Raw genomic sequence first — 13,092 nt, 5'->3', positions numbered from 1 at the left:
CAGTCAGCCCTGTTATCGTAGCCGCACCGACCCGAGGAGCACCCCTTGTTCGAATCGTCCCTGTCCCGCCGTTCCGCGCTGCGCACCCTGGCGGCCATCGGCGCGACCGCCTTCGGCGCCACTGCCTGCGCGGACACCACCGCAACGCCGGCGACCCCGCTGTCGTCAGGACCGCCGCCCTCCGCACAGCCGCAGGCCGCAGCCGCCCGGATGATCGGCGCCGAGTGGGACGAGCACGTCCGCACCCTGATGTCGTGGCCTGCGTCGAACTCGATCTGGAAGGGCGACCTCGCGGGCGCCCGCGACGACATCGCGGCACTGGCCAAGGCGATCGCCGCACACGAGCCCGTGGTGCTGATGGCCAGGCCGGAGCACGCCGACGACGCCCAGCGGGCCTGCGGGAACGACGTCGAGGTGGTCCCCATCCCGGTCGACGACCTGTGGGCGCGCGACACCGTCCCGGTGTTCGTCGGCGGCTCGGCCGCGGTCGACTTCAACTTCAACGGCTGGGGCACCAAGCAGAACCCCCACGACAAGGACGCGGCCGTCGCCAAGACCGTGCTGGAGAAGTACGAGATCACCAGGATCGAGACGCCCCTCGTCGCCGAGGGCGGCTCCTTCGAGACCGACGGCGCCGGCACGCTCATGGCGACCGAGAGCTCCCTCGTCAACGACAACCGCAACCCGGGCAAGACCCGCCAGCAGATCGAGGACGAGCTGAAGCGAATCCTGGGCGTCCGCAAGGTCATCTGGTTCGCGGGCGTCCGCGGCGAGGACATCACCGACGCCCACGTCGACTGCCTCGCCCGCTTCGCCGCACCCGGCGTAGTCCTGCTCGACAAGACCGCACCCGGCGCCCCCGCCGACGTCTGGTCCCGAGCCGCCGCGCAGGCGAAGACCGTCCTCGCCGACGCGACCGACGCGAACGGCAAGCGCATCGAGGTCGTCGACCTGCCCCAGCCCGAGGACGCCCGCGGCTACGACGAGAACAGCGTCATCTCGTACTGCAACTTCTACGTCGCGAACAAGTCCGTCTTCATGCCCCGCTTCGGCGACGCGGCCGCCGACGACCGGGCACGCGGCATCCTCGCCGAGCACTTCCCCGGCCGCGAGATCGTCCCGGTGCAGATCCAGACCATCGCGTCGGGCGGCGGCGGTATCCACTGCTCCACCCACGACCAGCCCCGATGACCCTCGTGCGTGGTACGGCCCGGTGACGATGCTGGTGCATTCGTCGGTGGCGGGGTCCCAGATCCGCACAGCCTCGTCGCCGGAGCTGGTGGCGAGCCAAGTGCCGTCAGGTGCGATTGCCAGGGCTCGAACCTGGTCGGTGTTGCCGGTGACCGCACTGCCAGTTGTTGCCTGAATTTTCAGCCACGCGACGCTGTGTAAATCATTATACGAAGCCCTCGTCGTTCACGACCCCAGAACTTGTCGCTGCCCATCTGCTTGGCCGATCCGCACCTGGCTAACCGGGTTTGCATGCGCGCGAAACCCGAGTTTGGGACGGTGGGTGGCCCAAACTCGGGTTTCGCGCGCATGCAACCGCTGGGTAGCGGGGGTCGCCTGCCCTCGGCGGGTGGTGCGGCTTGGGCGAGTGCCGTTTGCGTCGTCCAAGGCCGCGAAACGCACTCAGCCGTCTTGAACGACCCGGGTCGTGAGTGATATGGCCGGTTCTAACCGGCGAAAACACTCACGACCACGGGTTAGGTGGCGAGGGGTGGGGTGCCGTGGGTGTGGAAGGACTCGATCGTTTTCAGGCCCCAGGCTTGGCCTTTGGCGCGCTCGGCTTCGGTCCAGGTGATGGGTTGCCAGTCGGGGGCGAAGATGAGGCGGCCGGTCGGGTTGCAGAGCTCGATGCGGTTGCCGCCGGGCTCGTAGAGGTAGAGGAAGAAGGTCTGCTGGATGGCGTGTTTGTGCGGGCCGGTTTCGATGTGGACGTTGTTGTCGAGTGCGATGTCGGCGGCGCGCAGGATGTCTTCGCGGGTGTCGGTGGCGAAGGCGATGTGGTGGAGGCGGCCGCTCGAACCGGTTCGGTCGTTGGTGTAGACGAGGTCGTAGGACTTCTGGGCGAAGTGGGTCCACTGGCCCGCGATGACTCCGGTGTCGAGCATGATCTGCTCGGTGACGCGGCCGCCGAGCGCGTCGCAGATGAAGCCGCCGTTGGTCGCGGCCTCGGCGGCGAGGTAGTTGACGTGGTCGAGGCGGCGGACGCCGACTCCGCGGCCGGGGTACGCCTGAGCCTGGTTCTTGAGTGCGGGGCGGAGTTCCTCGGGTGGGGCGTAGCGCTCGGTTTCCCAGTAGAGCTCGAGTTCGTGGCCGTCAGGGTCGCGGAACAGGTAGGTCGGGCCGATGCCCGTGTCGCCGTCGACCCAGCCGATGCCGAGTCCGCGTTCCTCCAATGCCAGCACGCGACGCTTGAGGGCCTCTTCGCTGGAAGCGCGGAGTGCGGTGCGGCCGACACCGGACGTGGTGGACGCGGTGAGCTTCAGGCTGTGGTGCTCGTAATCGTCCCAGGTGCGCAAATAGACCGAGTCGCCGTCCGTGCCGTTCTCGGTCAGGCCGAGTACGCGGACGAAGAAGTCGAGGCTCTTCTCGGGCTCGGGGGTGAAGAGCTCGACGTGGCCTAGGTGGGCGATCTCGTGGCGGGGCGATGGCTGGGGCATGGACTTCTCCTGCGGCTCAAGGTCGGGGAAAAACGGTGCCGTCGAACAGCTTCCGCGCGGTGCGGAACACGCTCGATCTGGTCACCCGAGGTGGTGAGACGGTCGTGTCGAGGTCTATGCCGACGGCGAGTTTGCCGCTCGCGTGCTCGATCTCGACGGGCTCGCCGTCGGGCGGCGCGACGAAGAGTTCGCTGCCGGCCGAGCCTTCGAGGAGCAGTGCGGTCACCACGCTGATGCCGCCGAGCACGCCGATCGACGGATGAGGCCGGACCGGGATGAACGTCCGCGTGCAGATCGCGCCGCCGTCGCGGGGCGCGGCCACGAGGGTGGTCTTGGGTACCGAGATGGCGCTGACGTCGCCGAGGCCCATCAGCTTGCCTGCTTCGGTGCGCACCGCGTCGACCCGCGCGGCGAGGCCGGTGTCGGCCGACAGTTCGTCGACGGGCTCGTAGCCGGTGATGCCGAAGTCGTTGGCGCGTGCGACGACCACCGGCATCCCGTTGTCCACACAGGACACTTGAATGCCGTCGATGTCGTCGATGACGGTGCCGGTCGGGAGCAGGCTGTCGCACACCGAGCCTTCGGTGCCGGTGAATTCGAGTTCGACGGCGGCCGCCGTGCCCGGCACGCCGGACACGGCCGTCGTGCCGCGGTAGTCGATGCGGCCGCCGGGCGTCGGGAACGTGGTGACCGCGATCGAGCCGGTGTTGAGCAGCAGCACCCGGACGCTGGTGTGCTCCCAGCCCGCGGGCACCAGGCCGCGCTCGACGGCGAACTGGCCGACCCCGGCGAGCAGGTTGCCGCAGGTCTGGCGATCGGAGATCGTCGCTTCACCGACGCCGAGCTGCAGGAACAGGTAGTCGACGTCCCGGCCGGGCCCGTCGGCGCGCGAGATGATCGCCACCTTGCTGGTGACCGGGTGGGCGCCGCCGATGCCGTCGATCTGCCGGGGATCCGGGGTGCCCATGATCCGCAGCAGCAGGTCGTCGCGCACGGCCGGGTCGGCGGGCAGGTCCGAGGCGAGGAAGTACGCGCCCTTGGACGTTCCGCCGCGCATGAGCATGCAGCGCACTCCGGTCATCGCGCGTACTCCTCAGCGGTCACGTACCGGACGCCGAGTTCCTCCAGCTTGCGGCGCAGTCCGTATCGATCGAGCCCGAGCTCCCCGTTCGCGAACGCCTCGCGAGCGCCGGATTCCTTCTCCAGCCGCGCTTGCGAGGCTGACAGCGCGGCGTCGACGGATTCGCGCGGTACACAAAGGACACCGTCGTCGTCGGCGAGTATCGCGTCGCCTGGCCGGACGAGCTGACCGCCGAGCACCACGGGGACGTTGACCGCGCCCGCCGTCGCTTTGACGCTGCCCTGGGCGCTGACCGCGGCCGACCAGACCGGGAAGCCGAGCGCGCGCAGGTCGGCGACGTCGCGGACACCGGCGTTGATGACCAGGCCACGCACGCCCCGGTAACGCAGCGCGGTGGCGAACAGCTCGCCGAAGAGCCCGTCGGTGGACGGCGAAGTCGTGGTCACGACCAGGATGTCGCCCTCGCCGCACTGCTCGACCGCCGCGTGGATCATCAGGTTGTCGCCTGGCCAGCACAGCGCCGTGACGGCGGTGCCGCCGATCCGGGTGCCGTGCTGGATGGGCCGCAGCGCCGGCCCCAGCAGGCCGGTGCGGTCCAGCGCCTCGTGCACGGTGGCCACCCCGTACTCCGCCAGCGTGTCCACTGTGGACAGGTCGGCGCGCGGCGGGCTGGTGACGATCACGGGTTTCACGCCAGCACCTCCGTGACCTGCGGATAGAGCCGCACGTACGCCTCGCCCATGGTGGCGTGCGGCAGGCCGAGGTTCGGCCCGGCGTTGCGCTTGAGCTGCACACCGCGGCGCTTGGCGAGATCGGTGTAGTACTCCCACATGTGCTGCTGCGCCGGCAGGCACTCCATCGCCTTGCGCTTGATCTCGAACACCGGCGTGATGTCCAGCAGCACATCGGGTTTGAAGTCGCACTGCTCCGGCTGGTGCGGCTCGAAGAAGAACACCGGCGGCGCGCCGAGCGGATCGCCGGGCGCGTCGTAGCCGACGGCCTGCGCCAGAACCCTTGCCTGCAAAGCCATCCGCGACGCGGCGGGGTGGTCTCCGTTGTACGGATCGGCCTGCGGGTGGGTGAGCACCACCGTCGGCTCGGTCTCGCGGTAGACCCGGACGATCCTGTCGACCAGCTCGGGCGACTCGACGAGCGGATAGTCCCCGGCGTCGAGGAACTCGATCTCCGCGCCCAGCGCGGCCGCCGCGTCGGTGGCCTCGGCGCGGCGGATCGCCTTGATCTCGTCGAGCGTCTTGCCTGCACGCCAGGCCTTGGCCGACTCGCCGCGCTCGCCGTAGGTCAGGCACAGCACCTTCGCGCGGTCACCCCGCGACGTGGCCAGCGCTATCGCACCGCCCGCACGCCACACGAAGTCACCGGCATGCGCGCTGATCACCAGCAACGACCCCATGACAGCACTCCTTCATTGTCGACCGCACTCATCTCACTGACACTTCCAAGGTAAGTATCGTAGACGAAATTGTCAACAATTTTGGCGTGAGTCAACTCAGAGTCGGCTGGCCGCGTCCGCCTCCCGGAGTGCTTCGATGACGCTGGACAGGTGCTTTTCCATGGCCGCGGCCGCCTCGACCGGATGATGCGAGCAGATGGCGTCGATGATCGCCAGATGCTCCGGCAGTGACACCTGCGGCCGCCCTGGCCGCATGGCCAGCCGGAACTGGTGCCGCACGTTCTGCCCGCGCAGCCGCTGGAGCACCTGCGCGGCGGTGCGCTGCCCGCTGATCTCTCGGACCCGCCGATGCAGCATCTCGTTGAGCGCCGAGTAGCCGACGGGATCCATCCCGTTGACGGCCATCTTCATCATCTCGCCGACTCTGCGCAGCTCAGTGGCTTCTTCTTGGGCGATACGCTCCGCCGCCTTCGCCGCGCAGAGCGACTCGAGCGCCATCCGCACCTCGGAGATTTCGATGGCTTCTTCGAGCGAGACCGCCCGCACCCGGGCCCCTCGGTTCTGCACCCGCTCGACGAGCCCCTCGTTCGCGAGTTCGATCAGCGCCGAACGCACACTGGCGCGGCTGGCGCCGAACCCTGCCGACAGGTCGGCCTCGACCAGCCGCTGATTCGGCACGAACTCGCCGCGCACGATGGCGTCGCGGATCGCGTCGACGACCGACCCCTCCGCCGCGTCCGCCCCGGGACTCTCGGACATCGACAGCTCCATTTTGTTGACAATTTTGGCGACTTGATCGTCTACTTGATTGTACAGCTTCGAAGGGATTGTCCTATGACCGAAACCATCGCGGTACTCGGCCTCGGCGAAGCGGGCGCGGTGCTGGCACGGGATCTCACGGCGGCGGGCGCCCGCGTCCGCAGCTACGACCCGGCTGTCGCGCCGCCCGCCGGGATCACGGGCACGGACTCCGAAGCGGACGCGGTCAACGGCGCCGATCTCGTGCTGAGCGTGAACAGCGCGTCGGCCGCCGAAGACGCGCTCATCGCGGGTCTGCCCAGCGCAAGCGCGGACACGATCTGGGCCGACCTCAACACAGCCTCCCCCGGCACGAAGCGAGCACTGGCCGCGCAGGCGGCGAAGCACGGCCTCTGGTTCGCCGATTTCGCGATCATGGCCCCGGTGCCAGGCCGCGGCCTCCGGGTGCCGATGCTCGCCGCGGGCGAGGCCGCGATCCCGGCGGCCGGGCTGCTCAACTCGCTCGGCGCCGCCGTCGAGGTGTTGGACGGCGACGCCGGGCTCGCCGCCGAGCGCAAGCTGCTGCGCAGCGTGTTCTTCAAGGGCATGTCGGCGGCCGTGGTGGAGGCACTGACCGCCGCGGCGGCCGCAGGCTGCGAGGACTGGCTCCGTCAGATCATCGTCACCGAGCTGACCGGCGCCGGCGAGTCCACTGTGGACAGGCTGGTCGACGGCTCACGCAAGCACGCCGTGCGCCGCACGGCCGAAATGGCCGCCACCACCGAGATGCTCGCCGAGCTGGACGTGCCCGCCGAGGTCGCGGGCGCCGCACGGGACCAACTCGCCCGATTGGCCGAATGGACCGTTGCGACCCACCGTTAGATCGTATACGTTATTGGATACGAAATAAGACTTGGAAGATCTCCGGTCCCGTTTCGCATCACGCGCGTCCCCCACTGACCGGCCCCCGAAGACGCGGGAGAACCACCATGCCCGGACGACCGGCGCTGCTCGACCGATCCACCATCCGAGTGCTCGTGATCACGGGCGATCCGGCCACCGCGGCCAGGCTCGCGGACACCGTGCGCCTCGGCGGCTACCTGGCCGAGCGCGCCCACGACTCCCGCGACGGGCTCGCCCGCGCCTTGACCCGCATGCACGACGTCGTGGTCATCGACCGCGAACTCGCCCCGGAATCGGGACTCCACCTGCTGCGCAGGCTCCGCCGCGCGCAGCTGACCACGCCCGTGGTGATGCTCATGCCGCCCGGCGCACCCGCCGACCAGCTCGCCTGCCTCCGGCTCGGCGCGGCCGCCTGCCACGACAAGCGCGTGGCGCCGGAGGAACTGCGCGCGAGGCTGCGTGCCCTGTGCAGGCGCAGCCCGTTCCGCGCCGGCGTCATGCAACTCGGCGCCGCCCAGGTCGACCTGACCCGCCGCGTCGTGACCTGTGTGGACGGACGGCACGTCCAGCTCACGCGCCAGGAGACCGCGCTGCTGTCCGTGCTCGGCGCGGCGCAGAGCCAAGTCGTGTCAAGGGCCAGGCTCAACGCGCTCGTCTTTCCCGACCGGCACGCCAAATCGATCGTCGACACCTACGTCTACTACCTGCGCCGCAAGCTCGGGCGTGACGTGGTGCAGACCGTACGCAGCGTCGGTTACCGGCTCGGCAGCGTGCCGTTCCGCGACCCAGAACCCTTGAGGGAGCCAGCATGACCGACGTGTCACCGGCGCCTGCGGTCACCGCAGCCGCCATTCTCGCCAGGCTCGACCGGTTGCCGCGACGCGCCGTCGCCTCGGCCGCGACCGGCATCACCGGCCTGGTGATGTTCTTCGTCTTCTACGGCAACTTCGACATCAACGTGTCGTTCATCCAGACCTGCGCGCAGATCCAGCCGGGCTGCACTCCCCCGACCGCGCAGCAGTGGCTGACCCTGCCGGTGGTGCTCTACCTGCTCGGCTACCTGTTCGGCGGGCTCGTGATCGCGCCGATCTCCGACCGCGTCGGCCGCCCGAAGGCGCTGCTGGTCACGGTCGCGTTCGGCGTCGTCGGCTCCGTGATCACCGCGCTCGCGACGGGCTACCCCGTGTTCGTCATCGGCCGTGCGATCACCGGCGTCGCGCTGGGCGGCTCGCTGCCGATCGCGAACACGTTCATCGGCGAGATCGCGCCTGCCAAGGCACGCGCCAAGTACACCGCGATCACGTTCGTCGCCTGCGCGGCAGGCGCGATGGCCGGGATCTGGGCGGGCCTGATCGCCACGACCCCGCCCGCCCCCTTCCCCGAAGGTCTCCCCTTCGCGATCGGCTTCGACTCGGGCTGGCGCTGGATGTACGGCGTCGCGGTGCTGCTGGGACTGGCCGCGCTCGCGGCGACGACCCGGCTGCCGGAGTCACCACGCTGGCTCATCGAACACGGGCGCGTCGCCGAGGCGGACGCGATCGTGTCCACCTTGGAGCGCAAGGCATTGCGCCGCGGCCCGCTGCCGGAACCGGCCGCGACCATCGTCATCCCCGAGCACACCCCCGAGAGCGCGGCCTACCGCGAACTGCTCGGCACCGCGCGCTACCGCAAGCGGACGCTGCTGCTGATCGCCGTGTGGTTCACCGGGTACGCCACGGTCTTCGGCTACTCGACCGGCTCGACGGTGGTGCTGACCAGCCTGGACTTCAGCCCGCCGGTGGCCGGGATGATCACCGCGGTCGGCGGGATCGGGTTCTTCGTGCAGGGCCTGTTCTCGGCGCGCTGGTCCGAGAAGCTGGAGCGGCGCTATTGGCTGCCGATCGGCGCCGGGCTGACCGTGCTGGGTTCGGTGATCGTCGCGCAGCTCGGCGACAGCATCGGCTGGGCGTTCGTCGGCTCGTTCCTGGTCTTCTTCGGGTTCAACGTGTGGGTGCCGCCGACGTTCGCGCTGTCCGCCGAAAGCTTCCCCACTCGGGTGCGGTCCGCGGGCTTCGGGCTGGTCGACGGCGTCGGCGTGCTCGGTGGCGCGGCGGGCATCCTGGTCATCGCGCCGCTGGTGCCGCACCTTTCGCCGCTGGCCGCGCTGCTGATGATCTCGGGTTTCCTGGTGGTGGCCGCCGTGCTCGCCCAGTTCACCCCGCGCACGCGGAACCGGGCGCTGGAAGACGTTTCCCCGTGACATGCGCGTCGAGCTGTTAGGTCCGCTCCGGGCCTTCCGTGACGACGGCGAGCTGGCACTCGGGCCTGCCCGCCGTCGCGCGGTGTTCGCCGTGCTCGCGCTGGCGGGCCGTCCGGTCAGCGTCACCGAACTCGTCGAAGCGGTGTGGGGACCGGACGCGCCTGCCACAGCGGCCGGGAGCGTGCACGGCTACATCTCAGGCCTGAGAAGGATTCTCGGCCGCGGTCTGCTGATCAGCGGTGCAGCCGGGTACGAACTCGCGCCGGTTCGGCTCGACACGACCGTCTTCGAGCGCCTCATCGAACGGGCCCGCGCCGAACCGGGTGACCGCATCGCCTGGCTCGACAAGGCGCTCGGGATGTGGCACGGCGAACCGCTGGCGGGGGTGCCTGGCCCGTTCGCGCGCATCGAACGGGCCAGGCTCGCCGAGCTGCGGCTGACCGCGGCCGAACTCCGCGCCGAGACCCGGATCGACGACGGCGAAGCACCCGGCCTCTCCGCCGAACTCGCCGCGCTCACGCATGAATTCCCGCTGCGAGAACGGCTTCGCGAACTGCAGATGCTCGCCCTGTATCTCTGCGGAAGGCGGGGTGACGCGCTCGAAGCGTTCCGGGAGGCGAGCACGGCGCTCGCAGAAGAGCTAGGCATAGAGCCCGGTATCGCATTGAGACGGCTGCGCGACCGCATTCTCGCCAACGACGCGCTACTCAAGCGCGCCAAGACTCGCCTGCGCGTTCTCCCGAAAGGGATCACGCCGCGCTACCAGACCACAGTGGACAGACCGTTCGTCGGCCGTACCAAAGAACTCGACCACCTCAGGTCCATGGTCGCCCAGGTCCGGCGCGGGCGTGGCGGCGTCGCCTGGGTCGAAGGCGACTACGGGATCGGCAAGTCCGAACTGCTCGTCCGCGCGCTCGCGTCGTCACACGACTGCCAGGTCGGCTGGACGGTCACGGACGAGCTGACCGGCCGGACGCCGTTGCGGGCGCTGCTCGACTGCCTCGGAGCCGACGGTCGGACCGAGCCGAGCCAAGTACTCGCGCTAGTCGACGACCTGTGCACCCGATCCCCGGTGATCCTCGTGATCGACGGGCTCCAGTGGGCCGACGACACCAGCCTCCTGGTCTGGCACCGGCTCGCCGCCACCACCGCCACCCGCCCCTTGCTCCTGCTCAGCACGTCACGACCACTCCCCCGCAACGAAACACTCGCGAAGCTGCGTCGCGCGCTCGGAGACCACATGCTTCCCCTCGGACCGCTCACCCCCTCGGGAGCTTTGACACTGAGCCAAAGTCTCATCGACGCGTCGGCAGGTCCGGAACTCCAGCGTCTCATCGAACGCACCCCCGCCAACCCGCGCTACCTCACCGTCCTGTGCGAAGCACTCGAACTTCGCACCGAAAGCGGGGTCAGCGAACTCCGCGACGGCCACACCACACCGAAGGCGCTGCTCGAAACGGTCCGGAACGGCTTCGACGTGCTGTCTCACCCGGCTTTGCGCTGGGCGTCTTTGCTCGGCCACGAGTTCTCACTTTCCGAGATCGCCGCGCTCACCGGGCAGCGGCCGTCCGAGCTGGTCTCCGTGCTCGAAGCGGCCGCCGCCGTCATCGACACCTCGCGCCCGTACCTCACCTTCACCCATCCCCTGTTCAGGGAAGCCTGCTACGACGGCATCCCGCCCGCTACCCGCGACGCGCTCATCCAGCAGCTCAGCTGATCAGCCCCGCGCGGAATGCATAAGCGACCGCATGCGTCTTGCTGGTCAGTCCGAGCCGGGTCATCACCGCGCGCAGCATCGCCTTGACCGTCGCTTCGGAGCACGCCAGCTCGGCGGCGATCTCACTGGTACGGAACCCTTCCGCGACCAGCCGGACCGCGTCGATCTCGCGCGCTCCCATCCCCGGCAACGTCATCCCGCACGATTCGAGCACCTGGCCGCGCAACGTCCGCAGCAGCGCCGACTGAAGCTCGCACGACAACACCGCGACCGAGCCGTCGGCGGCCCCGAGGACGGCCGAGACCAGCCGTCTCGGGGACACCTCGGCGGTCGGCAGCACGCTGACCACCCCGTTCTGGACGGCGAACAGGATGTCGGCCGCCGCGAACCCGTCCGTCACGACCACGCATTTCGCGCCGCGCATCCGGCCCACCGCGTCCACGTGCCTGCCGGTCACCGCCGGCTCGGCGAGCACGACGACGGCCGGGCCCGCCGCTTCGCCGACGATCTCGACGCGGTCGTCGGCCAGCATCGCGACCACACCCCGGCGGGTGACGGGATCGGCCGCGTGCACGGCCACGCTCAGCGGATGCACACCGGCCTCCTCAGATCACCCCGGCCCGCATGGCGTAAGCCACCGCGTGCGAACGGTTGCGCAGGCTCAGCCGCCGGGTGACGGCGTAGATGATGTTCTTCACCGTGCGTTCCGAATAGCGCAGGCTGCGGGCGATCTCGTCGGTGTCGAGGCCGTCGGCCATCAGCCGGAGCACGTCGATCTCGCGCTCGGTGAGCCGCCCGGCCACCAGCCCGTCGGGCCGGAGCACCTCGCGGTGCAGCCGCTCCACGTGCGACACCAGCGGGCCGAGCAGGTTCGGCGGCAGCTCCGCGCGGTCGGCGGCCGCGGCGCGCACGGCCTCGCCGAGCCGCTCGTCGGCGGCCGCCGCGCGGGGCAGGATCGCCACCACCCGGCATTCGACGGCGGCCAGCAGCTCGGGCTCCTTGATCCCGTTGACCAGCAGCACCACCGGCGCGTCGGCGGTGAACCCGCGCAACGCGGCCAGCGCGCCGGAACAGAACCGGTGGAAGCAGGCCACGACGACGTCGGCGCCGGAGTCCACCACGGTCAGGCCAGGCCGGGTTTCGAGGCAGTTGACCAGCCCGGCACGCGTGATCGGATCGACCGTGCAGACGGCAACACGCACTTCGTCCACTTCGTCCCTCCACTTCGTACAGTCGCGGAGGCCAGCATGAGCGCGCACTCTTCACTCGCTCTCCAGCACGCCTGCAGCGCGTCTGGCTCAGGTGAGCGCGGGCTCGGAGACCTGGGCCATCACGTATTCGAGCAGGCTCAGCAGCGTCTGCTTGACCTCGCCCCGGTTGCGTGCGTCGCAGGCGAACATCGGGATCGACCGGTCGAGCGCCAGCGCCCGCCTGACGTTGTCGAGTGGATGGTGGCGGATGCCGTCGAACAGGTTCACCGCGACCACATAGGGAATGCGCCGGTTCTCGAAGAAGTCGATCGGGGTGAACGAGTCGGCGAGCCTGCGGCTGTCGACCAGCACGACCGCGCCGATCGCGCCGCGCACCAGGTTGTCCCACATGAACCAGAACCGTTCCTGGCCGGGGGTGCCGAACAGGTAGAGCAGCAGGTCGTCCTCGAGCTCGACCCTGCCGAAGTCCATCGCGACCGTGGTGGTCGACTTCAGCGGCACGCGCGCGATGTCGTCGTGACTGTTGCTCGCCGTGGTCATCACGGCCTCGGTCGACAGCGGCTGGATGTCGGAGACCGCGCCGACGAAAGTGGTCTTGCCGACGCCGAAACCGCCTGCCACCACGATCTTCACCGATGTGATCGGCTTGCCGGAGGTGCTCACCTTGGCTCCTTTGTCCACTGTGGTCAGGTCACTCACCGGCGTTGACCTTCGCCCTGATGTCATGGTCGTCCCTCGCCTCCGGGGTCAGCATCCGGCCGACCCGGTCGACGAGCAGCGCCATCTCGTAGGCGATCTGCCCGATGTCGTGCGCGGAGTCGGCGAGGATGGTCAGGCAGGACCCGTCGCTGATCGACATGAGCAGCATCGTGCCCGCGTCCATCTCGACGATGGTCTCGTTGACGTTGCCCGCTTCGAAGCACTGCGCGGCGCCGTCGGTCAGGCTGACCAGCCCGCACGCGACTGCGGCCAGTTGATCGGCCCGGTCCTCCGGCAGCTGGCTCGACGCCGCCAGCAGCAGTCCGTCGGCGGAGACCGCGACGCCGTGCGACACCCCGGGAACCCGCTCGACGAAGTCGTTGATCAGCCAGCCGTACTCGTTCTCGTGCTCAGGCGTGGATTTCAC

14 protein-coding genes and 1 pseudogene are annotated in these 13,092 nt (G+C 69.5%); 5 read left to right on the top strand and 10 right to left on the bottom strand.

The genetic code is table 11. The features are described 5' to 3' along the window. Window positions 1–45: 45 nt before the first annotated feature. Window positions 46–1,191 (top strand): agmatine/peptidylarginine deiminase, encoded by a 1,146-nt coding sequence (locus AB5J62_RS18260; RefSeq protein WP_370949419.1) that lies wholly within the window; start codon window positions 46–48, stop codon window positions 1,189–1,191. A gap of 66 nt (window positions 1,192–1,257) precedes the next feature. Here the strand turns inward: AB5J62_RS18260 and AB5J62_RS18255 are convergent. From AB5J62_RS18255 to AB5J62_RS18230, 6 genes and pseudogenes are all read right to left on the bottom strand, one after another. After that, window positions 1,258–1,368: pseudogene (locus AB5J62_RS18255) on the bottom strand (WD40 repeat domain-containing protein); the annotation flags it as partial. A 338-nt stretch (window positions 1,369–1,706) separates the two neighbouring features. Continuing rightward, on the bottom strand, window positions 1,707–2,666 hold the full coding sequence (locus AB5J62_RS18250; protein WP_370949418.1) for a catechol 2,3-dioxygenase: 960 nt from the start codon (window positions 2,664–2,666) through the stop codon (window positions 1,707–1,709). Between the two features lie 16 nt (window positions 2,667–2,682). Next, window positions 2,683–3,747 carry a 4-oxalomesaconate tautomerase gene (locus tag AB5J62_RS18245; protein ID WP_370949417.1) on the bottom strand — a complete coding sequence of 355 codons (1,065 nt, stop codon included), beginning with the start codon at window positions 3,745–3,747 and terminating at the stop codon, window positions 2,683–2,685. Then, a complete protein-coding gene (locus AB5J62_RS18240; protein WP_370949416.1) occupies window positions 3,744–4,439 on the bottom strand; it encodes a 4-carboxy-4-hydroxy-2-oxoadipate aldolase/oxaloacetate decarboxylase in 696 nt (231 codons plus the stop codon). Before AB5J62_RS18240 ends, AB5J62_RS18245 begins: the two co-directional genes overlap by 4 nt. Further along, window positions 4,436–5,158, bottom strand: a complete 723-nt coding sequence (locus tag AB5J62_RS18235; RefSeq protein WP_370949415.1) for a PIG-L deacetylase family protein — start codon at window positions 5,156–5,158, stop codon at window positions 4,436–4,438. Before AB5J62_RS18235 ends, AB5J62_RS18240 begins: the two co-directional genes overlap by 4 nt. 96 nt (window positions 5,159–5,254) lie before the next feature. Further along, entirely contained in the window at window positions 5,255–5,917 is a 663-nt protein-coding gene (locus AB5J62_RS18230) for a GntR family transcriptional regulator (RefSeq protein WP_370949414.1), read from the bottom strand. A 75-nt stretch (window positions 5,918–5,992) separates the two neighbouring features. Here AB5J62_RS18230 and AB5J62_RS18225 point away from each other — a divergent pair, with 75 nt between their 5' ends. From AB5J62_RS18225 to AB5J62_RS18210, 4 genes are all read left to right on the top strand, one after another. Further along, entirely contained in the window at window positions 5,993–6,778 is a 786-nt protein-coding gene (locus AB5J62_RS18225; protein ID WP_370949413.1) for a DUF1932 domain-containing protein, read from the top strand. A gap of 107 nt (window positions 6,779–6,885) precedes the next feature. Continuing rightward, window positions 6,886–7,611, top strand: coding sequence for a response regulator transcription factor (locus AB5J62_RS18220; protein WP_370949412.1), 726 nt, complete (start codon window positions 6,886–6,888; stop codon window positions 7,609–7,611). Next, window positions 7,608–9,038 (top strand): MFS transporter, encoded by a 1,431-nt coding sequence (locus AB5J62_RS18215; RefSeq protein WP_370949411.1) that lies wholly within the window; start codon window positions 7,608–7,610, stop codon window positions 9,036–9,038. Before AB5J62_RS18220 ends, AB5J62_RS18215 begins: the two co-directional genes overlap by 4 nt. 1 nt (window position 9,039) lies before the next feature. Beyond that, the gene (locus tag AB5J62_RS18210) at window positions 9,040–10,755 is read left to right on the top strand and encodes a BTAD domain-containing putative transcriptional regulator (protein ID WP_370949410.1); all 1,716 of its coding nucleotides are present in this window, start codon (window positions 9,040–9,042) and stop codon (window positions 10,753–10,755) included. On the opposite strand, the gene AB5J62_RS18205 is transcribed toward AB5J62_RS18210, so the two are convergent. The 4 genes from AB5J62_RS18205 to AB5J62_RS18190 all read right to left on the bottom strand — a co-directional run bounded on the left by AB5J62_RS18205 (window position 10,748) and on the right by AB5J62_RS18190 (window position 13,092). After that, complete coding sequence (locus tag AB5J62_RS18205) at window positions 10,748–11,350, bottom strand: response regulator transcription factor (RefSeq protein ID WP_370949409.1); 603 nt, start codon at window positions 11,348–11,350, stop codon at window positions 10,748–10,750. The two genes, AB5J62_RS18210 and AB5J62_RS18205, sit on opposite strands and share 8 nt — an antisense overlap. A gap of 10 nt (window positions 11,351–11,360) precedes the next feature. Continuing rightward, window positions 11,361–11,966: a response regulator transcription factor gene (locus AB5J62_RS18200; protein WP_370949408.1), complete on the bottom strand. Its 606-nt coding sequence runs from the start codon at window positions 11,964–11,966 to the stop codon at window positions 11,361–11,363. Between the two features lie 87 nt (window positions 11,967–12,053). Further along, window positions 12,054–12,608, bottom strand: coding sequence for an ATP/GTP-binding protein (locus AB5J62_RS18195; RefSeq protein WP_370950290.1), 555 nt, complete (start codon window positions 12,606–12,608; stop codon window positions 12,054–12,056). Window positions 12,609–12,657: 49 nt separating this feature from the next. Next, the gene (locus AB5J62_RS18190; RefSeq protein ID WP_370949407.1) at window positions 12,658–13,092 is read right to left on the bottom strand and encodes a roadblock/LC7 domain-containing protein; all 435 of its coding nucleotides are present in this window, start codon (window positions 13,090–13,092) and stop codon (window positions 12,658–12,660) included.

The sequence above is a fragment of the Amycolatopsis sp. cg5 genome, from assembly GCF_041346955.1.
Classification (GTDB): Bacteria; Actinomycetota; Actinomycetes; order Mycobacteriales; family Pseudonocardiaceae; genus Amycolatopsis.
The sequence above is the reverse complement of the archived record's forward strand: the minus strand, read 5'-3'. Positions and strand labels throughout refer to the sequence as shown.

Bases quoted from the DNA above. Each gene is read 5' to 3' on its own strand.
- AB5J62_RS18250 (WP_370949418.1), bottom strand. From the start codon at position 2,666: ATGCCCCAGCCATCGCCCCGCCACGAGATCGCCCACCTAGGCCACGTC.
- AB5J62_RS18245 (WP_370949417.1), bottom strand. From the start codon at position 3,747: ATGACCGGAGTGCGCTGCATGCTCATGCGCGGCGGAACGTCCAAGGGC.
- AB5J62_RS18235 (WP_370949415.1), bottom strand. From the start codon at position 5,158: ATGGGGTCGTTGCTGGTGATCAGCGCGCATGCCGGTGACTTCGTGTGG.
- AB5J62_RS18230 (WP_370949414.1), bottom strand. From the start codon at position 5,917: ATGTCCGAGAGTCCCGGGGCGGACGCGGCGGAGGGGTCGGTCGTCGAC.
- AB5J62_RS18225 (WP_370949413.1), top strand. From the start codon at position 5,993: ATGACCGAAACCATCGCGGTACTCGGCCTCGGCGAAGCGGGCGCGGTG.
- AB5J62_RS18220 (WP_370949412.1), top strand. From the start codon at position 6,886: ATGCCCGGACGACCGGCGCTGCTCGACCGATCCACCATCCGAGTGCTC.
- AB5J62_RS18215 (WP_370949411.1), top strand. From the start codon at position 7,608: ATGACCGACGTGTCACCGGCGCCTGCGGTCACCGCAGCCGCCATTCTC.
- AB5J62_RS18210 (WP_370949410.1), top strand. From the start codon at position 9,040: ATGCGCGTCGAGCTGTTAGGTCCGCTCCGGGCCTTCCGTGACGACGGC.